Origin of the sequence: Burkholderia sp. THE68, assembly GCF_009938265.1 — a bacterium.
GTDB lineage: Bacteria > Pseudomonadota > Gammaproteobacteria > Burkholderiales > Burkholderiaceae > Caballeronia.
The window spans coordinates 836743-859562 of record NZ_AP022315.1 but is presented as its reverse complement, the minus strand read 5'-3'; the positions used below and the strand labels follow the sequence as shown (position 1 = coordinate 859562).

The following is a 22820-nucleotide window of genomic DNA, read 5'->3' as shown; positions in this document are numbered from 1 at the left end:
GCACCATGAACGCCACGAAGCGCCGCGCCATCTACGAGACCTTGCAGAGCCTGAATCCGCATCCGACGACCGAACTCGAGTACACGACGCCGTTCGAACTGCTGATCGCCGTGATGCTGTCCGCGCAGGCGACGGACGTTTCGGTCAACAAGGCGATGCGCAAGATGTTTCCCGTCGCCAATACGCCGGCGACGGTGCTCGCGCTGGGCGAGGACGGCGTGTCGGAGTACATCCGCACGATCGGGCTCTATCGCACGAAGGCGAAGAACGTGATCGCGACGTGCCGCATTCTCATCGACCAGCACGGCGGCGAGGTGCCAGCGCAGCGCGAGGCGCTGGAGGCATTGCCGGGCGTCGGCCGCAAGACCGCGAACGTCATCCTGAACACGGCGTTCGAACAGCCGACCATCGCCGTCGATACGCACATCTTTCGTGTCGCGAATCGCACGGGTCTCGCGCCCGGCAAGGACGTGCGCGCCGTCGAGACCGCGCTCGAAAAATTCACGCCGAAGGAATTCCTGCTCGACGCGCATCACTGGCTGATCCTGCATGGCCGCTACGTCTGCAAGGCGCGCGTGCCCGAGTGCTGGCATTGCGCGATCGAGCCGCTCTGCGAATACCGGCCGAAGACGCCCGCGCCGGTCGAATGACGGTTTGGGCGGACCGGGCGCGTCGCGGTCTACAATAGCGGGCTGAGAAACCCGCAATCGAATCAATACTTTATGTTCAATCCCAGTCGCGACGAAGTTCGCCAGTTCTTCACCGAAACGTGGCGTAAGGAGCGCGCCGGCGAGATTCTGACGCCGCTCGAAAGCATGGCCGCCGACTGGATCGGCGAACATCCCGAGTATCACGACTCACTCGTGAATCCGGATTCGCGTGAAGCCGATTACTCGCCCGATCGCGGCCAGACCAATCCGTTTCTGCATCTGTCGATGCATCTCGCGATCAGCGAGCAATTGTCGATCGATCAGCCGCCGGGCATCCGCCGCGCGCACGACCGGCTCGTCGCGCGCCTGGGCTCGCCGCACGATGCGCAGCACGCCATCATGGATTGCCTCGGTCAGGTGATCTGGGAAGCGCAGCGCTCGGGCACGCCGCCGGATACCGACGCCTATCTCGCGCTGATCGAGCGCCGCGCCTCACGCGACTGAGCATCCGCAAAACAAAAACACCCCGCTGCGAAGCGGGGTGTTTCTTATTTGGCAACGTCCGATGCGGCGCGCCTACTTCTTCAGCACGAGACTGCCGTCGAGCGACTGGATATACGCTGCAAGATCCTTCAGATCGCTCTGCGACAGGCTCTGCACCTGCGCCGCCATGATGGCGTTGTTGCGGCCGAAGTTCGGGTTGTTGCCGCCGATCTGATACTGGCGCAGCGCCCAGTAGATATAAGTCGCATGCTGACCCGCGAGCCTCGGATATTCGCCGCTGACCGGCTTGTTGAGGTTGGGGCCGTGGCAGGCCGCGCAGTTGTGGCTGTCCGAAAGCGCCTTCCCGTTGCTCACGTCGGCCGCGTGCGCGCCGCCGACCGTCATGCCGATGAGCGCCGCTGCCGCGCACGCTGCCTTGAAGCTGCTGTGAAGTGCCTTTGAGGGCTTCATGAATTCTCCTTCCCGTTGTCGCATTGCCGTGTCACGCGCGGATCACTTGTCGGGATTGTTCTTCGATTGGGGAGTCTGCGCGGCGTAGTACGCGGCGATATCGGCGATATCCTGATCCGACAGCGTCGTCGCGATGGCGCGCATCGTGTCGAAATGACGGTCGCCCTTCTTGTAGGCATGCAGCGCATTGGCGATGTACTGCGCGTTCTGGCCACCCAGCATCGGCACTTCGTAGACTTCGGGGTACGCGGTGCGATAGCCGGGGATGCCGTGGCAGCCGATGCACATCGCGACCTTGCCCTCTGCGGCCTTCGCGTTGCCGACGACGTCGGCCGACGCCTGGGTCGCGAAGCCGGCAAGACCCGACAGCGCTGCAATCACGGCACATTTGCCGACGAAATTGTTCATAGCTCTTCTAACCTGGCTTGAGGGGGAATCCGGCGCTCCAGAGGCCGTGGCCCGCGCCGAGCGCAATACAACCTTCTCGGGACTGTTTGCTGCTACGGGGTTTGTCGCCACGCAGGCCAAAAAAATCGCGCTAATTGTACCGCGCGACCTATCCCCCGTCCACACGCGGACCGCGCGGAAGCTTTGCTGGCAAGGGGAATCGGCTGAAAAGCAGTCGTTCGACCTGCGACAATTCGTCCCTGTACAAGCGATGAGCCCGCCTGCGCGCTCGCTGCAAACGCGCTCGGACGCGCTGCCGCCAACGGCGGTGAAGCGGCTCAAACGATACCCGGCGCGCCTCAATGTCGAAAGGTCTTCTGACTTATACTGGGATTTTTTTCCCGACCGGATCTTCGTCATGCGTTTCGAAGGCTCATCGCAATACGTCGCAACCGACGATCTCAAGCTCGCGGTGAACGCCGCAATGACGCTGCAACGGCCGCTGCTCATCAAGGGCGAACCCGGCACCGGCAAGACCATGCTCGCGGAAGAAGTCGCGCTTGCGCTCGGCATGCCGCTCCTGCAATGGCACATCAAGTCGACGACCAAGGCGCAGCAAGGTCTTTACGAATACGACGCGGTCTCGCGCCTGCGCGATTCGCAGCTCGGCGACGAACGCGTGAAGGACATCCGCAATTACATCGTCAAGGGCGTGCTGTGGCAGGCGTTCGATTCGGACCAGCAGAGCGTGCTGCTCATCGACGAGATCGACAAGGCGGACATCGAATTTCCGAACGATCTGTTGCGCGAGCTCGACCGCATGGAGTTCTACGTGTACGAGACGCGCGAACTCGTGAAGGCGAAGCATCGGCCGCTCGTCATCATCACGTCGAACAACGAGAAGGAACTGCCCGACGCGTTTCTGCGCCGCTGCTTCTTCCACTACATCAGATTCCCGGACGCCGAAACGATGAAAGCCATCGTCGAGGTGCATTTCCCCAATATCAAGCAGGATCTGCTCGCAGCGGCGATGCAGAGCTTCTTCGAATTGCGCGGCGTGTCGGGACTCAAGAAGAAGCCGTCGACGTCCGAACTGCTCGACTGGTTGAAGCTGCTTCTCGCCGAAGACATTCCGCCCGAAGCGCTGCGCTCGTCGGATCAGAAGCAGATCGTGCCGCCATTGCACGGCGCGCTTCTGAAGAACGAACAGGACGTCGCGCTGTTCGAGCGTCTGCTCTTCATGAACCGTAACCATCGCTAAAAAGAAACATGAGCCGCTGGATCGAACCCGTCACGCTGGAAGGCGAACACGTCAGGCTCGTGCCGCTCACGCGCGAGCACGAAGCCGCTCTCACCGCCGCCGCGAGCGATGGCGAATTGTGGAAGCTCTGGTACACCTTCGTGCCCGCGCCCGGCGAAACCGGCGCCTATATCGACACGGCGCTGGACATGCGGGACCGGCTCGGCGCGCTGCCGTTCACGGTGATCGACAAGCGAAGCGGCGACATCGTCGGCTCGACGCGTTACTTCGCCGTCGAAGAGGCGAATCGCCGGCTGGAGATCGGTCACACGTGGTATGCGAAGCGCGTGCAGAAGTCTGCGCTCAACACCGAAGCGAAGCTGCTGCTGCTCACGCATGCGTTCGAGAAGCTGAACACGATCGCCGTCGAGTTCCGCACGCATTTCATGAACCACGCTTCGCGGGCGGCGATCGCGCGGCTCGGCGCCAAGCAGGACGGCATCCTGCGCAACAGCGGAATCAGCCGGAACGGCGCGTATCGCGATACGGTCGTGTTCTCGATCATCGAATCGGAATGGCCTGCCGTGCGCGCGAATCTGCAACTCCGGCTCGACCGCTGATCCCGATGGAGAACGCGTCATGCTGATCGACTTCTTCTACTCGCTGCGCGACGCGAAGCTGCCCGTCTCGGTGAAGGAATATCTGACCTTGCTCGAAGGGCTGAAGGCGCAGGTGATTTCGCCGTCGCTCGACGAGTTCTACTTCCTCGCCCGCATGACGCTCGTGAAGGACGAGAAGTACTTCGACAAGTTCGATCGCGCGTTCGGCGCGTACTTCCACGGCCTGACGCAACTGCCCGACGAAGCATTCGACGTTCCGCTCGACTGGCTCAAGAAGCGCCTCGACCGCGAATTCACGGCGGAAGAAAAGAAGCGCATCGAGGCGCTCGGCGGCCTCGACAAGCTGATGGAGCGCCTCAAAGAGCTGATGGACGAGCAGAAGGAACGTCACGAAGGCGGCAACAAGTGGATCGGCACGGGCGGCACGTCGCCGTTCGGGCACGGGGGGTATAACCCCGAAGGCATCCGCATCGGCGGGGAATCGTCGGGCAATCGCACCGCCGTGAAGGTGTGGGACGAGCGCGCGTACAAGGACTACGACGATCAGGTCGAAATCGGCACGCGCAACATCAAGGTCGCGCTCAGGCGTCTGCGCCGTTTTGCGCGCGAAGGCGCGGCCGAAGAACTCGATCTGCCGGACACGATCCGCAGCACCGCCGCCAACGCGGGCTGGCTCGATATCAAGATGGTGCCCGAGCGTCACAACAACGTGAAGGTGCTGATGCTGCTCGACGTCGGCGGCTCGATGGACGATCACATCAAGCGCGTCGAAGAGCTCTTCTCGGCGGCGAAGGCGGAGTTCAAGCATCTCGAGTTCTACTACTTCCACAACTGTGTCTACGACTATCTGTGGAAGCACAATCGCCGGCGTCACGCCGAGCGCACGCCGACCTTCGACGTGCTGCACAAGTTCACGCCGGACTACAAGCTGATCTTCGTCGGCGACGCGACCATGAGCCCGTACGAAGTGCTGCAGCCGGGCGGCTCGGTCGAGTACAACAACGCCGAGGCGGGCGCGGTGTGGCTGCGCCGTCTCGCCGATCAGTTTCCGCATCACGCGTGGCTCAATCCCGAGCCCGAGCGGCTATGGGAATACCGGCAGTCGATTGCCGCGATCCGCAATGTCCTCGGCAATCGCATGTATCCGCTCACGATGGCCGGCCTCGAAACTGCGATGCGCGCGCTGTCGAAATAAACCAAAAGAAACGCATGAAAGCTTCTTCTCCGGCGAGCGTCGCGCTGCGCCCGTTCTCCGACTCGTCGTTATCGACCATCGTCGCCGGCTTCGTCGCGATGATGACCGGCTACACCAGCTCGCTCGTGCTGATGTTCCAGGCGGGCCAGGCCGCGCATCTCACCGACGCGCAGATTTCGTCGTGGATCTGGGCGCTCTCGATGGGCATGGCCGTCTGCACGATCGGGCTGTCGCTGCGCTATCGCGCGCCGATCGTCATCGCGTGGTCCACGCCCGGCGCGGCGCTGCTCGTGTCGTCGCTGCCGAACGTCGCGTATGCCGATGCAATCGGCGCGTTCATTGTCTGTGCCGTGCTGTTGACCGCGGTCGGCCTCACTGGCTGGTTCGACACGCTGATGAAGCGCGTCCCGTCGGGCATCGCCGCGGCGTTGCTCGCGGGCATCCTGTTCGAGATCGGCATCGAGATCTTTCGCGCCGCCGAACATCGGACGGCGCTCGTCATCGTGATGTTCTTCACGTATCTCGTCGGCAAACGCTTCCTGCCGCGTTACGCGATTCCAGCGACGCTCGTCGTGGGCGTCGCGGTCGCGGGCGGCCTCGGGCTGCTCGACTTTTCGCGCTTTCACGTCGCGCTCGCGCATCCGGTCTTCACGATGCCCGCGTTCTCGCTCGCGGCGGCGATCAGCATCGGCATTCCGCTCTTCGTCGTCGCGATGGCCTCGCAGAACGTGCCGGGCATCGCCGTCTTGCGCGCCGACGGCTACACGACGCCCTCCGCCCCGCTCATCTCGACCACCGGCATCGCGTCGCTCGTGCTCGCGCCGTTCGGCTCGCACGGCGTGAATCTCGCGGCCATCACCGCCGCGATCTGCACCGGCCGCGAGGCGCACGAGAATCGCGACAAGCGCTACACGGCCGCCGTCTGGTGCGGCATTTTCTATCTGATCGCGGGCACCTTCGGCGCGACCATCGCCGCCTTGTTCGCGGCGTTTCCGAAGGAACTGGTCGTTTCGGTGGCGGCGCTCGCGCTGTTCGGCTCGATCATGAGCGGCCTCGCCAACGCGATGCAGGACGCGCGCCAGCGCGAACCCGCGCTCGTCACGTTCATGGTGACGGCATCGGGTCTCACGCTGCTCTCCATCGGCTCCGCGTTCTGGGGATTGATCGCGGGCGTTGCGACCCATTTCGTGCTCAACGCCAGGCGTCCCTGACGCAGCCTACAATGACGGAATCGGCCCCGATTTCCGGCCGATTTTGCCGCAACAGAAATTGGCATTTCCGTCATGGCCCTGATCGACAAACTGCTGGCGCGCTCCGCGCCGCCCGGCGCATCCCAGAAACGCAAGACGATCGTGCGCGTGCTGCTCGACGACGCCGGGCACGTCCAGGACGTCGTCCTGAAGATGAGCTGCGGCGATCCGGCGAAAGACGCCCACGCGCTCGACGAAGTCCGCAAGATGCGCTTCGCGCGCGGCCAGCTCGGCTCGGGCACGGTGCGGCGCTGGCACGAGCTCGCCTACGCGGTGGATTGAACGCGCAGTCCTGCGTCCGGTCGAACTCCGGCGCGCACGGTATCAGCGCGTTCGCCGCGCTCGGGACTAGAATGGGAGAATGATATTCACGGGCGCGCCGCGCGAACGAAGTCGCCGCGCGGCGTCGCATTCATGGGCAATCCGCGGGTTGGTTACCGCAATTTGACAAGGCGCAACGCGTCTGAGACTCGACATGACATCCGCTCTCGACCAGCTCAAGCAATACACGACCGTCGTCGCCGACACGGGCGACTTCCAGCAATTCATCCAGTTCAAGCCGCAGGATGCGACCACGAATCCGTCGCTGATCCTGAAGGCCGTCCAGAAGGACGATTACAAGCCGCTGCTCGAAAATACCGTCAAGGAGCACGCGAAGAAGCCGATGCCGCAGATCATCGACAATCTGCTCGTGGCGTTCGGCACTGAGATTCTGAAGATCGTCCCTGGCCGCGTTTCGACCGAAGTGGATGCGCGCCTTTCGTTCGACACCAAGGCTTCGATCGACAAGGGCCGCGAAATCATCAAGCTCTATGAGAACGCGGGCGTCGACCGCAAGCGCGTGCTTATCAAGCTGGCATCGACGTGGGAAGGCATCCGCGCGGCCGAAGTGCTGCAGAAGGAAGGCATCCACTGCAACATGACGCTGCTGTTCTCGCTCGCGCAGGCCGCGGCCGCCGCCGAAGCGGGCGCGCAACTGATCTCGCCGTTCGTCGGCCGCATCTACGACTGGTACAAGAAGTCCGCCGGCGCCGAATGGGACGAAGTGAAAAACGGCGGCGCGAACGATCCGGGCGTGCAGTCGGTGCGGCGCATCTACTCGTACTACAAGAAGTTCGGCTACAAGACCGAAGTGATGGGCGCAAGCTTCCGCACGGTGAGCCAGATCACCGAGCTTGCGGGCTGCGATCTGCTGACGATCAGCCCCGATCTCCTGAAGAAACTTGCCGACAGCAACGACAAGGTCGAACGCAAGCTTTCGCCGGAAGCGGGCAAGAACGAGAACGTGGAGAAGATCGCCGTCGACGAGTCGACCTTCCGCTTCCTCGTCAACGACGACGCAATGGCGACCGAAAAGCTCGCGGAAGGCATCCGCGCGTTCGCCGCCGACGCCATAAAGCTCGAGAAGCTGATCGCCGCGCTTCAGTAACGGCTGCCGGAAACAGAACCGCAAATCGCGCCGAAACATTGGTGCGATTTGCGGTTTTTTCTATTTCGCCGCTTCTTGACCTAATTTGACTCTTTCCGAGTCAGTGCGGTATCTCATTGCAATAGACTTTCGAGCTTTGGCGGCATGTCCGCTTCACATGCAGGGAGTCGTTCGGTCATGCAACTGGATACCTATATTTTCTTCAACGGCGATTGCGCGGCGGCGCTCGAGCTTTATCAGGCCGCGTTTGGCGCGCAGATTGCCGCGCTGATCCGCTTCCGCGATGCGCCGGACGGCGGCAACGCCCCGCCCGACTGGCACGACAAGGTCATGCACGCTGTGTTCCAGGTCGGCGGCAATGCCATCATGGTGTCGGACGGCCGCTATGGTCAGCCGCGCAAGGACTACTCGGGCTTCACGCTGTCGATCGCCGCGCGCGACGCCGCTTCCGGCGAGCGCATCTTCAACATGCTCGCCGAAGGCGGCAACGTGCTCACGCCGTGGCAATCTACGTTCTGGACGCAAGGTTTCGGCATGCTGACGGACCGTTTCGGCGTGCCCTGGCTCGTCAACGTGGTGCACGAAGGCGAAACGCAGCCCGCCTGAACGTTACCGCATCAGTCGTTGAGCGGCCGCGCGCCTTCGATATTCCACTGCCGCTCAATCTCCGACAGACGCAGCCGCAGGCAATCCACCTGCTCGACGAAACGCATCGCGAGCCAGTGCATGCCCTGCGTCGTCGCGCTTCCCTCTTCCTGCCCGCAGCCCTGCGGCAGCGCCGATGCCTCCATCGTGCGATGAAGCAGGCCCACGCGCCCGAAGCGCAACGCCCGCGCCATTTTCAGAAGCTGCTGGCGCACCGCGTATTCGCCCGGCGAGCACGCGATTGCGAAGCGGCTGGCGCTTGCCTGCGCGGTTTCAGGCATCGACATCACCAGCATTTCGAGCGCCGCGAGTAGCGAGCGATGCAGCCGCTGGATCTCTTCGAGCCGCGCGATCGGCACGTCGGTTTCCTTCGCCACGGATTCCATCAGCCCGCGCGCCTGCACGAGCCGCTGGCTCATCGCGTAGAAACGGCGCGCGGTCTCCTCCGCGAGCATCGGCGTGCCGTCGAGCAAGGCGCCATAGAGCTTCGCGCACTCGCGCAGGTTGTCCGCCAGACGGTAGCGCCATGAATAGGTCGCGTATTGCGGCAGCACGAACGAGAAAGCCAGCGCGATCACGACGCCGATCAGCACGTTGGCCGTGCGCCACAAGCCAGTGGTGAGCGGCAGATCGCCGTGGCCGGAGACGATGACCATCGTGATCGCCGTCAGCAACGCGACATAGCCGGCCTTGCCGATCGCGTAATACGCGCAGCCGCCCGCGATCAGGCACATCAGGACGAAGAACAGCATCGCCGAGCCGGTGAGCATCTGCGCGAGGATCAGCACCAGGCCGAAGAACGCCCCGAGCATCGTGCCGATGGCGCGCTCGGCGGCCTTTTTGCGGATATTGCCGTAATGCTGCAAGCCGCCGATCACGACCAGCACCGACACCGACGCCCACACGCCGTGCGGCATGTCGATGCCCGTCGTGACGGCGATCGACATCGCCATCGCGAGCGCGACCCGCACGCCGTGAATCAGGTTCGCGTGGCGGTAGCGGAAGTACGGCGACGTGACGCCGTGCATAAAACGCGCGAGCGGGCCGCGCCTGAGTGACGTCGATCTCGTGGAAAGCATGGTTCGCTCGCGTCGATGAAGGCAGTCGGAAAAATCAAACGCCCGTAACGGCCAACGGCTGTTACGGGCGTTTTACCAGCTTTTTGCGCGCCGCGCCGGGCGGACGCGCGAACGGCCTGAATCAGCCTTCCACGATATCCAGATAATCTTCCGGACGCGTGCGGTCGTCCGAACGCTTGAGGCCCAGCACCTTCACGAGCAGGCTCACGAAGATCGAGACGATCAGGTTCGCGATCAGCGCCCACACGGCCGCGTAGCCCGGCACGACGTAGCCGAACAGATGCAGCGGATAGATCGAGCCCTTCAGTTGCAGCGACACGGCCATCCACGTACCGACGCCGATCCCCACCGCCCAGCCGATCAGCAAGCCGCGATGATCGAGCACGCGCGTATAGAGACCGAGCACGAGCGCGGGCAGCGTCTGGATGATCCAGATGCCGCCGAGCAGTTGCAGCTGGATCGCGTAGGTCAGCGGCAGCGCGAGAATGAACACGACCGCACCCACCTTCACGATCAGCGACACGAGCTTGGCGACGTTGGTTTCCTGCTCCGGCGTCATCGACGTGTTGACGAACTCGCGATGCACGTTGCGCGTGTAGAGGTTTGCCGCCGCGATCGACATGATCGCCGCCGGCACCAGCGCGCCGATGCCGATGGCCGCGAACGCCACGCCCACGAACCACGACGGGAAGTAGTGCAGGAACAGCGCCGGCACCGCGAAGTTCGCGCCATAGGCCTTGAAGTAGGACGCGAATTCCGGCATGTCCTTCACGCCGGAGGCGAGCGCCATGTAGCCGAGCAGCGCGAGCAGGCCGAGCACGAGCGAGTACGCCGGCAGCAACGACATGTTGCGGCGGATCGTGTTGCCTGAATTCGACGACAGAATCGCCGTGACCGAGTGCGGATACAGGAACAGCGCGAGCGCCGAGCCGACCGCGAGCGTCGCGTAGGCGCTGTAGCCGTTCAGGCTCGCGGCGTCGGGCGCTTTCAGCAGCAGCTTCTCGGGCGGCACGATGCTGAAGATATGGCCGAAGCCGCCGAGCTGCGCCGGAATCACGATCATCGCGGCGATGATGGTGATGTAGATCAGCACGTCCTTCACCACGGCGATCATCGCGGGCGCGCGCAGACCCGACGTGTACGTGTACGCGGCGAGAATCGCGAACGCGATGATGAGCGGCAGATCGCCGACGAAGCCCTGCGTCGAGAAGCCGAGCGCGCCGATCACCACTTCGATGCCGACGAGCTGCAGCGCGATGTACGGCATCGTCGCGACGATGCCCGTCACCGCGACGGCGAGCGCGAGCATGCGGCTGTTGTAGCGCGCGTGCACGAAGTCGGCGGCGGTCACATAGCCGTGACGCTTCGCGATGCTCCACAGCTTTGGAAACACGACGAACGCGAACGGATAGATGAGGATGGTGTACGGCAACGCGAAGAAGCCCGTCGCGCCCGCGCCGAACACGAGCGCCGGCACCGCGACGAACGTGTAGGCGGTATAGAGATCGCCGCCGAGCAGGAACCACGTGACGATGGTGCCGAAGCGGCGTCCGCCGAGACCCCATTCATCGAGCTGGGCGAGATCGCCCTTGCGCCAGTGCGCGGCGATGAAGCCGAGAATCGTGACACCGACGAAAAAGAGAACGAAAACGATGGTTGCGGTGGTGTTCATCATCGCGCACCTCCGTTCTTTCGTCCCGAGGGCAGCGCCTTCGTCTTGACATAGACGACGGCGGTGATGACCGCGCTGATCAGCACCCAGAGAAGCTGATACCAGTAGAAGTACGGAAAGCCCCACAGAACGGGCTCGATCTTGTTGTAAAACGGCACCCATACCACACCGATCCAGGGAAGGATCAGAAGCCAAAGCCAATGCTTGTTGCGCGGTTGTCCGGTGCCGGTCGCAGCTTCGTGAGCCATGACGGTCTCCTCTTGTTTTGATTCGTTGGATTATCGCGAGTCCGGCGGGATGCCGGTCGTCGGGTAGACGTGTCGCTGAAAGCGCCCCGAAATAACAGAGGGAGTATATGGACCGTTAAAAGCGGGTCAAGCAGGGGGAATCCCGACTATTCCGCTGATTTGAAAGGAAATTGTAAATAGGCCAAAACCCTTGTTTTGGCCTGGGCTTTTCGCGTTGCGTCGATCAGATCGAAAACGAGCCGCTGGTCGCGACGCCCGCGCTTTCGGCGAGACCCTTCACCCATTTGCGCGCGGGCAGACCGAGTTGCGCCTCGATCAGCTTCGCGCGCGTGTCCAGCGCGGCGAACGGCACGTCGAGCGCGGGACCGGCGAAGGCGATCGCGACGCGATTGCCGTCGTGCACTTCGGGCAGCGCGATCACGCGATGATCGAACGCTTCGTTCAGATGACGCATGTTGCGTACGAAGCTCGGATGATCGCCGAACAGGTTGATCGTGACGACGCCCGCGTCCGGCGTGAGACACGCGCGGCATGCGCGATAGAACGACACGCTGTCGAGCACGGGGCCGCGCGCGGTGGCGTCGTAGAGATCGATCTGCAACGCGCCGGTCGTGCCGTGATTCGCGCGATCGTTGACGAACTCCCATGCGTCGCGCTCGGTGACGGTGAGGCGCGCATCGTCGTAAGGCAGCTCGAACATCGCGCGCGCGGCGATCACGACCGCGGGATTCAGCTCGACGGCCTCCACCTTCGCACGCTTCAGAAAGCGATGGCAGAACTTGGTCAGCGCGGCCGAACCGAGGCCGAGCTGCACGATGCGCTCGGGCGTTTCGACGAAGAGCAGCCACGCCATCATCTGCTGCGCGTATTCGAGCTCGATGTGATCGGGCTTCTTCAGCCGCATCGCGCCCTGCACCCATTCGGTGCCGAAGTGCAGATAGCGCACGCCACCCTCTTCCGAGAACGTCACGGGCGCGAAGCGCGGCTTGCGGGGCGCGTCGATGCGCGGCGCGTTGGCGAGGTCGTCGCGATCGTTATCACTGCGCTGGCGCTTCGATTTGCTGTTGTCCTTCTTGCGGCTGAACGCGCGTGCTTCCGCCGACGCGCGCTTGATGAGATTCGTCATTGTGTGGTGAGGATATCGCGCCAGATGCGCAGTTTTTGATCGAACGAGAGGATAGCATTGGCCGCGCTCGACGACGGCAGCACGAGCGTGGCGTAACCCGCGGCGCTCAGGACGGGCGCGAACCTGCCCGAGGTCTTGCCGTTGAAGCACACCTTTCGCAGCTTCGGAAAGCGCGTATGGAAAGCAGCGAAGTCATTGGGCGACGCATTGCGGATCGCCGTGTCGAGGCTGCCTTCGCGCTCGCATGCGGCGAGCACGTCCCACAAGCCGATGCCATGCGCGACTAGCCGCGCGAGGCGATGGTCGTAGGCCAGTTCGTGCAGGTCCTCGCCGATCGCCGCGCCGACGAGCCGCCAGAACTGATTGCGTGGATGCGCGTAGTACTGCGTTGCCGCAAGCGATGCAACGCCCGGAAAGCTGCCGAGGATGAGCGTGTGCGTCGCGTCATCGCCGACCGGTGCGAAACCCGCGAGCTTCATTTCGCCTCGCCACGCGCGACGCGCTTCGCATGCGAGCTCAGATGTTCGTACGAGCGAGCATGTTCACGCCGATGCGGACCGTGCGTCGCGGCGAGCCTGATCCATAGCGCATCGAGCATGCATTCGGTGACCATCAGCGGTGCGCCGTGCCGCTTGAACACCGAGCGGCGCGCGACGAGCGCGTGCGGTTGCGATTTCGTTTGCATCGATGCGATCCGATGCAGCGGGTGCCGCGCCGTCAGCCTGCGGCTCGCGAGCGCGGAACGCGACACGCTGCTATCGCTATAGAGCAGTTCGGCGAGCGGCCGCGTGCGCAGACGCCGCATCGATTGCCACACGCCGGTGCTGTGCGCGAGCGGCACGATGCTATGCGCGACGACGAACGGCACGCCATCCACCTTGAGCGCGACTTCGCGCAGCCATACGGGCGTGCGCGGCGTGAGGTCGAGCGCACGCGCTTCGTCCGGCCAAGGTATGTCGACGGCTTCGCGCGTGACATCGACCGTCACCGCGCCGAGCGTGCGCAGATGCGCGGTCAGTGAGCCGCCGCGTGTGAGCCAGTCTTTTTGTGCGTCGGTAAGCGAGGCGAGCGGGACGACGCGCCAGTGAGCGTCGATGGGATCGTTGGGCGTGAGCATGGCGGTGATTATAGGATCAGCCCGCACTTCGGACGATTCGTATGGAGTCCGTGCGCCGATCGAAAGAAACTGAATGGCCGTTCACGCGTGTCACGTGCGGCCGCGCGCCGGGCGATCACCGGCATATCAATCAACAAGAGGACAGCGAATGTCGGAAAACAAGAAACAGACATCGAAGAAGGTTGCGCATCTCGCGGCTGAGACGCTGCATGATCCAAAGGCCTCGGCCATCAAGAAAAGCCTCGCGGCGTCTGCCCTGTCGCAGTCGCACACCACGAAGCAAACGAGCGCCGAGATGGAACACAAGGCGAGCGAAGTACTTCACAGCAACAAGTACTCGGAAGAAACGAAGACGCTGGCCGCGTCGGTTCTTGCGCAATCCAACAAGGAACGCAAGCTCAAATAAAAACGCGCCGCCGGTTTCCCGGCGGCGCGTTCGTCCGAGGTACTTGCGCAGACTTATCGCGAGAGCAACAGCGCGTTGGTCATTCTTGGTCAAAAATAACTCCCCATTCTTCGACACCTATACTCCGCCGGGCCAGACGGAGGAAACGACATAATTATATGGGCCCTTTGAAAATTTAAGATGTAGGCCCCTGATAGTCCCCTCAGAAACATTCGATATATGAAACATCTTTTGTGGCGGAACCACCTTTCGTGGGAACAAGAATAGCTCGGCTTCACTCCGTATTTATAACGAACATACCCGTGAGTCGGGTCAATATTATCTTTTGCACAAACCGATACAATATTTTCATTTTTCAACGGACAACTGAAGTAAACGTCTTCGCTTTCATCGCAGAGAGTACGTTCGATTTCCTGCGAGTATTGGGTGCCTGAATTGTTTTGACGATCCTGAGTATCAGCCATATTTTCCGCGCCAATCGCTTGTCCGGGTTTATGCGAAAATAGTCCGGGATTTATTCCTTTAGTTATTCTATCCACAGCCTCGCTTGTTGCACCTTGATCTGCAAAACTCGTATAAGCTATTGTTTATGCAGTAAGCGGCAGCTGATCTGACCGCATATTTCGCCTGCCCAACTCGCTCGTAGTTTTCGATAAAATCGAGGCCTGTCTCATCGAGCCACCCCGCAGAATTTTGTCGATGCCAATCACTAAACGCCTTATATTGGCTGCGACCTGTTATCTGCACCAAGCCTCGACCTCGATACTTTCATCCGTCTCCACTTAATATATCGCCACTTCGTTTCTATTAGCGTAAGCGCGGTTTGCGATCGCCTTCTCATTCGCAGGATGATCTTTTGTGCGCCCGTATAGATTTTCCTCGTCAGGATGTTTTGAAAATAACTGAATTTGACTCTTAATCTATCAGGAGGATAATTCAAACTCTCACCATCATGTATGGCAAGCGATGGCCCTCCTTCACGCCGCATTATTTAGCGCAAAAGTCAATATCGCGACAATCCAGCCAACCTCCAATGGTTGAGCCACCTTTCGTCAGAAATTCTATCTTCCAAAATTTAAGGTCGTCGGAAATTTTCATTAATTTAACACTATCCCCTTGAATAACATATTTTTGATGTTGACTTGATCGGGACGGCGCGGCATATAAATACGCCTTTTTCGATGCGACTTTTTTTTCTTCTGGCGAGACCACTGCTGCGCTTGCGGCCCTATTGAACTCGGCATTTTCCGGGCCATAGAAATTGCCGCCTTCTGGCCGCGCAGTTAATTTCCAATGAATAGAGCCAGTCGGACCTTTAGTGAGTTCAACCACTCCGTTTGCAGCACCAAAAAAAGAATAAAAATGCACCACTGCCTTGTTCAAATTGTCCGGGGAAACATGCCCCGTCATATTAACTTCCGACTCTTCTCCGCAATCTATACGGTCGCCAAAATGAGAAACAAAGCAATAGGCCCCCTTGATCGCACCACTGCCGTCCTGCTTCAAGGTAAAGTCTAATACAGAGTAAGGTTTTTCCGTATCTTTAACATACTCAATCGACTCCCATTTCCCCGCAAAGGTTTCGGAGCCGACCGCAAACGCTAGCTGCCATGTAGATAAAAATAGACCGCAAAAAAGAATGTGATTTATATGTCTATTCATGACTTTAAAACCGGGCACTTAAACAATCATCAACACGATTAAGCCAACCTCGCAAAAACACGAGCTGCGATGAGTTTCTGAGCGTTAGGGCCGTATAGTATTGCTTTCGCAAATCAGCAATTTCATTGAGCAACGCTTCTTGATCGACGATGCCATTAATGGCCTGCACTGTTTGATTCCCCATTGCGCCATCAGCGTCGACTCGTGCGTCGTACGTATTATTTAGCAAATCCTGGACTTGCTTCGCGGCTCCTCCAGATGTAATTATCCAATCGTAGACCATCAAAGCCACGCGCATATCATTGAATCTGCAGAATCCTTTTGGCTCCCAGTACCTTTTCAAATAAATTGTTTCAGCTTGATCCATGGTCAGATTTTTAAGGTTTTCAAGCGTCGGATCTATTCCAACATCCTCCTGCGCATATGCTTGCCAAGTAGCCAGGGTAATACCATACTTAGTTGGACCACCTCTATCGTTCGGATTATTTACGTATCCACCCTCGTGACGAAGAATAATGGGCGATATCGATTTAAATTTGGTTGCACAGTCGCAATTCACCGCAAAATTGCCCACCAACCCAACCGGATTGATATGAAACACATCTGACCCGGGAAACCCCGGCACCTTAGCCTTCACCTCATCCCACCACGCCAGCTTCTCGATGCGCTTCTGCTCCTCATACTGAGGATTCGTCGCACCGTTCTCCATTTCCGTATAGAGCTGTCGCCACTTCTGCGGGTTGGACCACTCGCTTTCATGTTTCACGATCAGTCGCGAAGCCGCCTGCATCAGCCACGGATAATGCCCAGACTCACCCGCGTAACTCAAGCACAAGTCATCCACTGCGTGGGCTCCATCGCCTTGCGGGAACAAAGTCTGATGAACCGACTGCATCATCGGGCTGAGTTTGGCACGCGACTTGGCATCCGGGACATTGGCACCGCTGGCAAAATCCACCCACGACCTGGTCGTCGCAAATATCGTATGAGCAGGATCATGTGCGCCATCGAGACAAGCGAAGTCCACCCATTTCTGCGCGAGCTCCCGCGTTACTGTTCCCCCCGCGAAGTTTTCTTCACGAACCCAGCCATCGATCGCCTGTCCGCGCTGGTCCGCACTGCCAACGCGCCACCAGTTCGACTTGCGCCCGCTGCGATCTGCGGTCGCTTCAAGGTGCTTCCTGTTCGGGTCACGCGCCAGCTCAGCCAATGACCACCGCTGCGCCACACCCGTCACTGGCGGCGCGGCACCCTCCTGCTCTGCGTTGCGATACAGCTTCGTTCCCTCCGCGATACGCAACAGCGTCGGCTCGGAAGAAAGTCCCAACGGCTTCCAGTCGTCCGGGTGCGCGCCGTGCGAGGCGACCCAGCTTCTGCCCTGCTCGATGAACGACTTGATGCTTTCATCACAGAACACTTCGATGTGCGCCATGCGCGTCGCCGAAGGCGGACTCGCGCTCAATGAGTCGAAACGCCCGAGATGCCCGATCAGATCGCCTGCCTTCACGGGAATGCCTTGAGCGTTCGCGTCGCTCCCACTGCCGGACGATGAGAGGGTGACAGTCACACGATCGAAGGCATCATCAGGCATGAATCCCTGTACGACCGGACCACCATGCTCGTTACCCAGGAAAATCCAACCGCCCACAACGGAAGTAGGCGGCAGTTCGCCGACCTTGGGTGCGTACAGTTGCGCTCCATGCACATCCGTGATCTTGCCCCAGCCCTTCTGTTGCTCGCCGATGCTCACACATGCGCCCTGCGGCAGAATGCCAAGTGGATGTGCGCCCCTGTGACCGCCCCTCGCACCGCTACGCACCCTCAAGCCTTGCTGACCCGCTTCCGGTAACTGGCCGACCCTACTCGGATCAGGCTTGTCTTGCGCATGCTCCGTGACCTTGTACTGCATCGGCCAATACGTCGGCTTTTTCGTCGTCGCGTCTTGTTCATACTCTTCGTACGCCAGAAGATGCATGTACAGGCTATAGAACGTCAGCTTTGCGCCTTTCGGAAACTCCATCGTATGGCGTACCAAGGCAAATCCCGTGCTGTAAGGCGCTTGCACGCCTCCGAGCTGACTTACGGGATAAGTCCGATTCACGCGGTACGCAATGACGTGGCCATCTGCAATACACCGGATACCTTGTTTCAAGTCGAGCTTGCTGCCCGCGCCATTCTCAGTGATGTGAATGCCGCCGTGCCAAAACCCGTTCTTACTCACCAGAAAACTGCCACCAGGCTCCCTGTCCGCCAACAGTTGGTAGATCTCATGCTCGTCAGTGAACTTGACTGCAGCGTCCGCGTCCCGCTGCCCTTTCTTCAGGAAGGGGAAGGCGAATGTCAACTGCTTGACTTTCGTGCCGGGCGCAGCTCGGGGTGCGCTACGAGGTGCCGCAGGAGTACTACGTTGTCCACCCGGGGCTGGCCGTGGCGTCGAAGCGGATTGTTGTGTAGGGCGTGCAGAAGTTGCCATCTCAATGCTAATTCAGAAATTTCAAAGGAAATCGGGGCCTTGAAGTCTTGCACTGGCGCGTTGGACCAGGACGGGAACGTGAACCTTCCGCCATCAGCATCGCCCATGATCAGATCGTCCTTCAACTCAATCTCACCTGCAGGACTGCCAATCGTTATTCTACCGCCTGATAATTTGATATAGGCCCGCGATCCATCGCCGATCGTCACACCCTTGCGCCCAGTAATCGTCACCTCACTATCCGAGGAACTCACGACCATTCCCTGTATGACCAACAACGCCATCGCGTCGTTCTGGGCCTGGATCCGCACCTTCCCCTTTGCCGCAAAAAGACGGATCCCCAACTTGGCTGCAAAGAAACAAATCGCCTCGCCCGCGGCGAGTAGAGCCGGCAGGGAAAAGTGGCTGTATCGTCACGAACAAGATCCCTGCTGGCACTCGAACAAGTTGCAAAAGCAGTCAGGAAGAAATCCAAGGGGTGAGCATTGCGTCATCACTCAAATAAAAAACGCGCCGCCGGTGTCCCGGCGGCGCGTTCGTTCGACGCACTTGCGCAGACTTACCGCGCGAGCAACAGTGCGTTGGTCCGCTTCACGAAGCTCGCCGGATCTTCCAGCGCGCCGCCTTCAGCGAGCAACGCCTGATCGAACAGCAGATGGCACCAGTCAGCGAAATTGGCGCTGTCCGCATTCAATGCCTTGACGAGCGGATGCTCCGGATTCACCTCCAGAATCGGCTCCGCTTGCGGCGCGTTCTGCCCCGCCGCCTTCAGCATGCGTTGCAGATAGCCGCTCATGTCGCCTTCATCGGCAACAAGACAGCTCGGCGAATCGGTGAGACGGAACGTGAGACGCACGTCCTTCGCCTTGCCTTCGAGCGCTTCCTTCATCTTTTCGACGAGCGGCTTCAGCTCCTCGCCGACCTTCTCCTGCTGCAGCTTTTCTTCATCATCGAGCGCGCCGAGATCGAGATCGCCGCGCGCGACGCTCGCGAGCGGCTTGCCATCGAACTCATTGAGGAACGACAGCATCCACTCGTCGACGCGATCGGTCAGCAGCAGCACTTCGACGCCCTTCTTGCGGAACACTTCGAGATGCGGGCTGTTCTTCGCGGCCTGCCAGCTATCGGCGGTGACGTAGTAGATCTTCGTCTGCTCGGGCTTCATGCGCGCGACATACTCCGCGAGCGACACGTTCTGCTCGTTGCTGTCGTTCTGTGTCGATGCGAAGCGCACCAGCTTCGCGATGCGCTCGCGATTGCTGAAATCCTCGCCGATGCCTTCCTTCAGCACCTGACCGAACTCGTTCCAGAAGGTCGCGTACTTTTGCTTGTCGGCGTCTTCGGTCGCTTCGGCGGAGGACGACGCGATTTCTTCGAGCATCGACAGCACGCGCTTGGTCACGCCTTCGCGAATCGCCTTCACGTCGCGGCTTTCCTGCAGGATTTCGCGCGACACGTTGAGCGGCAGATCAGCCGAATCGACCACGCCCTTCACGAAACGCAGATACGCGGGCAGCAGTTGCTCGGCGTCGTCCATGATGAACACGCGCTTCACGTACAGCTTCAGCCCGCCGCGATGCTCGCGGTTCCACAGATCGAACGGCGCGTGCTTCGGCACGTACAGCAGTTGGGTGTATTCGCTGCGGCCTTCGACGCGGTTGTGCGTCCACGCGAGCGGATCGTCGTGATCGTGCGAGATGTGCTGATAGAACTGCTTGTACTGCTCGTCGCTGATGTCGTTCTTCGGACGTGTCCAGAGCGCGCTCGCCTGGTTGACGGTCTCGTCCTCGTCCTTCGTGACCATCTCGCCTTTCTCGGCGTCCCACTCTTCCTTGTTCATGAGGATGGGCAGCGCGACGTGATCCGAGTACTTCTGGATGATCGACTTGAGCCTGTGCGACGACAGCAACTCGTCTTCGTCGGCGCGCAGATGCAGCGTGATGGTCGTGCCGCGTTGCGCGCGCTCGATGTCCTCGACTTCGAAATCGCCCCCGCCCGCGCTCGTCCAGCGCACACCTTGATTCGCCGGCAGACCGGCGCGGCGCGTTTCGACCGTGATCCTGTCCGCGACGATGAAGCCCGAATAGAAGCCCACGCCGAACTGGCCGATCAGCGCCGCGTCCTTCTGCTGGTCGCCGGAGAGCTTCGAGAAGAACTCCTTCGTGCCCGAGCGCGCGATCGTGCCCAGGTGCGAGATCGCCTCGTCGCGGCTCATGCCGATGCCGTTATCGTCGATCGTGATGGTACGCGCGGCTTTATCGAACGAGACGCGGATGCGCAGGTCCGGATCGTTCTCGTAGAGCGCGCTGTTCTCGATGGCTTCGAAGCGCAGCTTGTCGGCGGCATCGGAGGCGTTGGAAATCAGCTCGCGCAGGAAAATTTCCTTGTTGCTGTAGAGCGAATGAATCATCAGATGCAGAAGCTGCTTCACTTCTGCCTGAAAGCTCATGGTTTCTTGCGCCATGGTCGGGTCCTCTGGTGTTGATTTCGTTGATGCGATTGCCTCGGCGGCGTGTTGGCCACGCAGCCAATTCGCCTGATATAAGGGCGGCCGGGGGTTTTTCAAGAGCAGGCGCGTCCGGATATGATGCAACGACCGATCACGTCCGCCCCCGCGATGCCCTTCTTGCGTCACCCCGACCGCCACGCCCGCCCTCTCACGCCGCACGAGACGCAGATGGCCCGGCTCGTGTTCCGCGACGCGATCGACTACACGGCGGTCAAGGTCTACGCGTGCGCCTATCTTCCGTTCGGCCTGCAGCCGCGCCGCACGGCGATGGCGCCCAACGGCAACCTGTATTTTCCGCGCGGCTGCCATCAGGACGACTTCTCCGCCTGCGACCTCGCCGATCGCATGTGGTTCATTCACGAGATGACGCACGTCTGGCAATTCCAGCTCGGCTATCCGGTGCGGCTGCGCGGTGCGATCCGCATCGGCCTGCCGTATGCGTACACGCTTCGCGACGATATGCGCCTCTCCGACTACAACATGGAAGCGCAAGGCAACCTGCTCGCGGACTATTTCGCGCTGAAGTTCTGCAACGGGCAAAGCGGCCTGTACGAGCATCGCTACCGGCACATGCCCGGCGCGCTCGCGCATTACGAAAAGGTGCTCGCGGACTTCATCCGCGAGCCAGCGGAGCGGCGCAACCTGCCCCGGCGCAGACGCTAGGCACTGCGCCGGGCAGCCTTGTCGAGATAGTTCGCAAGCATTTCGGGCAACGCCGGATCGCCACAATTGGCGACATTGAAACGCATCCAGGTCGTCGGCGACTGATGCGGCGAGAACAAGCTGCCGGGCGTCAGCAGAAAACCCGCTTCATGCCCCGCCGCCGCGAGGCCATCGGAATCGACGCCTGCGTCCGCCCACAGGAACATGCCCGCCGACGGTGTCGCGAACAGCCTCAGGCCGGTCTTTTCCAGCATGCGCGCGGTCTTGTCGCGCACGCCGTCGAGCCGCGCGCGCAACCGCTCGACATGCCGCCGGTAATGCCCTTCGGTCAGCACCTTGTAGACCACGCGCTCGTTCAATTCCGGACTCGTCATGCCGACGAGCATCTTCTGATCGGCGAGCGCCTTTGCCACGTCCGGCGCCGCCGCGATATAGCCGACCCGCAGATTCGCCGCCAGCGTCTTCGAAAAGCTGCCGAGGAAGATCACGCGCTTCAACTGGTCGAGCGATGCGAGGCGCGTCGCGGGAAAACCCGCCGGGCACAGATCGCCGTAGACATCGTCCTCGACGACGATGAAATCGTATTCCTGCGCGAGTTGCAAAATCCGGAACGCCTGCGCCGCCGTGAGCGACGTGCCGGTCGGATTCTGCAGGACGGAATTGATGATCAGCATCTTCGGCCGCCAAGTCGCGACGAGCGTCTCCAGCGCGTCGAGATCGGGGCCGTCCGGCGTGTACGGCATGCCGACGAGCCGCGCGCCTTGCGATGCAAAACGGCCGAACATCTGGAACCACGCCGGATCGCCGACGATCACCGCATCGCCCGGCTTCACGTAGAGGCGCGAAATCAGGTCGATCGCCTGCGTGATGCCCGACACCAGCACGATCTGCCGCGCCGCCGACGCGCCGATTTCCAGCTCCTCCAGCCGCGTCTGCAACTGCTGCCGCAGCGGCAGAAAGCCCTGCGGCGTGCCGAAGCCGAGCATCTGCGCGCCGCTCTGGCGCGACAGCGCGCGCAGCGCGTTGGTGATCAGTTCGCCATCCAGCCAGCGGCCCGGCAGATATCCGAGACCCGGCCCTTTCTCCGGGCTCGACGTGTGCAGCATGTTGCGCAGCAGCCAGACCACGTCGATGGTGTTCTGCACCGGCTCACGCTCCGCCGCGACCGCAGGCGCTTCGCCCTTCGCGACGAGCGTCGGCGCGACGCGCTCGCGCACGTAAAAGCCGGAGCCGCGCCGCGAATCGAGATAACCGTGCGCGACGAGCCGCTCATACGCCTCGACGACAGTGAAGCGCGACACGCCCTTGTCCAGCGCGAGCTTGCGGATCGACGGCATACGCATGCCCGGACGGAACACACGCTCGTCGATACGGCGGCGGCCCCATTGCACCAGCTGATCGACGAGCGTGAGCTGGGCGGCGTCGTGCGGGGCGGGAATCTGGTCGAGCGGAACGGACATGCGGGCCTCCGGTGTACGGCGCGCGCATCTGATTG

General features: G+C 61.1%; 24 protein-coding genes. 11 read left to right on the top strand and 13 right to left on the bottom strand.

The annotated features are described in order from the left end of the window. Positions 1 to 5 precede the first annotated feature (5 nt). Positions 6 to 650, top strand: a complete 645-nt coding sequence (nth, locus tag BTHE68_RS04115; RefSeq protein ID WP_162065251.1) for an endonuclease III — start codon at positions 6 to 8, stop codon at positions 648 to 650. A gap of 72 nt (positions 651 to 722) precedes the next feature. Then, positions 723 to 1154, top strand: coding sequence for a DUF1841 family protein (locus BTHE68_RS04110; protein WP_162065250.1), 432 nt, complete (start codon positions 723 to 725; stop codon positions 1152 to 1154). A gap of 72 nt (positions 1155 to 1226) precedes the next feature. Here the strand turns inward: BTHE68_RS04110 and BTHE68_RS04105 are convergent, their stop codons facing one another. Together BTHE68_RS04105 and BTHE68_RS04100 are read right to left on the bottom strand one after the other, a co-directional pair. Continuing rightward, entirely contained in the window at positions 1227 to 1604 is a 378-nt protein-coding gene (locus BTHE68_RS04105) for a c-type cytochrome (RefSeq protein ID WP_061175947.1), read from the bottom strand. A gap of 42 nt (positions 1605 to 1646) precedes the next feature. Further along, positions 1647 to 2012 (bottom strand): c-type cytochrome, encoded by a 366-nt coding sequence (locus BTHE68_RS04100; protein WP_061121774.1) that lies wholly within the window; start codon positions 2010 to 2012, stop codon positions 1647 to 1649. A 397-nt stretch (positions 2013 to 2409) separates the two neighbouring features. Between BTHE68_RS04100 and BTHE68_RS04095 the strand changes: the two genes are divergently transcribed. The 7 genes from BTHE68_RS04095 (at position 2410) to BTHE68_RS04065 (ending at position 8331) form a co-directional block, all read left to right on the top strand. After that, the gene (locus BTHE68_RS04095; RefSeq protein WP_061176043.1) at positions 2410 to 3252 is read left to right on the top strand and encodes an AAA family ATPase; all 843 of its coding nucleotides are present in this window, start codon (positions 2410 to 2412) and stop codon (positions 3250 to 3252) included. 8 nt (positions 3253 to 3260) lie between these two features. After that, on the top strand, positions 3261 to 3851 hold the full coding sequence (locus BTHE68_RS04090; RefSeq protein WP_162065249.1) for a GNAT family N-acetyltransferase: 591 nt from the start codon (positions 3261 to 3263) through the stop codon (positions 3849 to 3851). Positions 3852 to 3870: 19 nt separating this feature from the next. Continuing rightward, a complete protein-coding gene (locus tag BTHE68_RS04085; RefSeq protein WP_162065248.1) occupies positions 3871 to 5046 on the top strand; it encodes a vWA domain-containing protein in 1176 nt (391 codons plus the stop codon). A gap of 14 nt (positions 5047 to 5060) precedes the next feature. Beyond that, positions 5061 to 6257 carry a benzoate/H(+) symporter BenE family transporter gene (locus BTHE68_RS04080; RefSeq protein ID WP_162065247.1) on the top strand — a complete coding sequence of 399 codons (1197 nt, stop codon included), beginning with the start codon at positions 5061 to 5063 and terminating at the stop codon, positions 6255 to 6257. A 72-nt stretch (positions 6258 to 6329) separates the two neighbouring features. After that, positions 6330 to 6578, top strand: coding sequence for an energy transducer TonB (locus BTHE68_RS04075; protein WP_162065246.1), 249 nt, complete (start codon positions 6330 to 6332; stop codon positions 6576 to 6578). Positions 6579 to 6771: 193 nt separating this feature from the next. Next, positions 6772 to 7725 carry a transaldolase gene (gene tal / locus BTHE68_RS04070; protein WP_162065245.1) on the top strand — a complete coding sequence of 318 codons (954 nt, stop codon included), beginning with the start codon at positions 6772 to 6774 and terminating at the stop codon, positions 7723 to 7725. Between the two features lie 177 nt (positions 7726 to 7902). Continuing rightward, a complete protein-coding gene (locus BTHE68_RS04065) occupies positions 7903 to 8331 on the top strand; it encodes a VOC family protein (protein ID WP_162065244.1) in 429 nt (142 codons plus the stop codon). Positions 8332 to 8342: 11 nt separating this feature from the next. Here BTHE68_RS04065 and BTHE68_RS04060 read toward each other — a convergent pair whose 3' ends face one another. The 6 genes from BTHE68_RS04060 to BTHE68_RS04035 form a co-directional block, all read right to left on the bottom strand. Further along, positions 8343 to 9449, bottom strand: a complete 1107-nt coding sequence (locus BTHE68_RS04060; protein WP_162065243.1) for an FUSC family protein — start codon at positions 9447 to 9449, stop codon at positions 8343 to 8345. Positions 9450 to 9570: 121 nt separating this feature from the next. Then, entirely contained in the window at positions 9571 to 11121 is a 1551-nt protein-coding gene (gene mctP, locus BTHE68_RS04055) for a monocarboxylate uptake permease MctP (protein WP_162066780.1), read from the bottom strand. Next, positions 11121 to 11369 (bottom strand): DUF3311 domain-containing protein, encoded by a 249-nt coding sequence (locus BTHE68_RS04050; protein ID WP_061175955.1) that lies wholly within the window; start codon positions 11367 to 11369, stop codon positions 11121 to 11123. The genes mctP and BTHE68_RS04050 overlap by 1 nt, the downstream gene beginning before the upstream one ends. 223 nt (positions 11370 to 11592) lie before the next feature. Continuing rightward, a complete protein-coding gene (locus tag BTHE68_RS04045; protein WP_162065242.1) occupies positions 11593 to 12495 on the bottom strand; it encodes a class I SAM-dependent methyltransferase in 903 nt (300 codons plus the stop codon). Beyond that, a complete protein-coding gene (locus BTHE68_RS04040) occupies positions 12492 to 12974 on the bottom strand; it encodes a DNA-deoxyinosine glycosylase (RefSeq protein ID WP_162065241.1) in 483 nt (160 codons plus the stop codon). Before BTHE68_RS04040 ends, BTHE68_RS04045 begins: the two co-directional genes overlap by 4 nt. After that, a complete protein-coding gene (locus BTHE68_RS04035) occupies positions 12971 to 13612 on the bottom strand; it encodes a chorismate--pyruvate lyase family protein (RefSeq protein ID WP_162065240.1) in 642 nt (213 codons plus the stop codon). The genes BTHE68_RS04040 and BTHE68_RS04035 overlap by 4 nt, the downstream gene beginning before the upstream one ends. A gap of 73 nt (positions 13613 to 13685) precedes the next feature. Between BTHE68_RS04035 and BTHE68_RS04030 the strand changes: the two genes are divergently transcribed. Continuing rightward, positions 13686 to 14018 carry a hypothetical protein gene (locus tag BTHE68_RS04030; RefSeq protein ID WP_502710567.1) on the top strand — a complete coding sequence of 111 codons (333 nt, stop codon included), beginning with the start codon at positions 13686 to 13688 and terminating at the stop codon, positions 14016 to 14018. Positions 14019 to 15005: 987 nt separating this feature from the next. Here the strand turns inward: BTHE68_RS04030 and BTHE68_RS04025 are convergent. The 4 genes from BTHE68_RS04025 to htpG all read right to left on the bottom strand — a co-directional run bounded on the left by BTHE68_RS04025 (position 15006) and on the right by htpG (position 20617). Next, positions 15006 to 15680, bottom strand: a complete 675-nt coding sequence (locus tag BTHE68_RS04025; protein WP_162065239.1) for a hypothetical protein — start codon at positions 15678 to 15680, stop codon at positions 15006 to 15008. A gap of 4 nt (positions 15681 to 15684) precedes the next feature. Beyond that, on the bottom strand, positions 15685 to 18024 hold the full coding sequence (locus BTHE68_RS36710) for a glycoside hydrolase family 108 protein (protein ID WP_197919670.1): 2340 nt from the start codon (positions 18022 to 18024) through the stop codon (positions 15685 to 15687). Beyond that, on the bottom strand, positions 18021 to 18548 hold the full coding sequence (locus BTHE68_RS04015; RefSeq protein ID WP_162066777.1) for a DUF2345 domain-containing protein: 528 nt from the start codon (positions 18546 to 18548) through the stop codon (positions 18021 to 18023). Before BTHE68_RS04015 ends, BTHE68_RS36710 begins: the two co-directional genes overlap by 4 nt. 164 nt (positions 18549 to 18712) lie before the next feature. After that, on the bottom strand, positions 18713 to 20617 hold the full coding sequence (gene htpG / locus BTHE68_RS04010) for a molecular chaperone HtpG (RefSeq protein ID WP_162065238.1): 1905 nt from the start codon (positions 20615 to 20617) through the stop codon (positions 18713 to 18715). A gap of 120 nt (positions 20618 to 20737) precedes the next feature. On the opposite strand from htpG, the gene BTHE68_RS04005 reads away from it, so the two are divergent. Next, entirely contained in the window at positions 20738 to 21325 is a 588-nt protein-coding gene (locus BTHE68_RS04005) for a Rhs element Vgr protein (protein WP_232077898.1), read from the top strand. Here BTHE68_RS04005 and BTHE68_RS04000 read toward each other — a convergent pair. Next, positions 21322 to 22785 (bottom strand): aminotransferase-like domain-containing protein, encoded by a 1464-nt coding sequence (locus BTHE68_RS04000; RefSeq protein ID WP_162065237.1) that lies wholly within the window; start codon positions 22783 to 22785, stop codon positions 21322 to 21324. The two genes, BTHE68_RS04005 and BTHE68_RS04000, sit on opposite strands and share 4 nt — an antisense overlap. Positions 22786 to 22820: the final 35 nt, after the last annotated feature.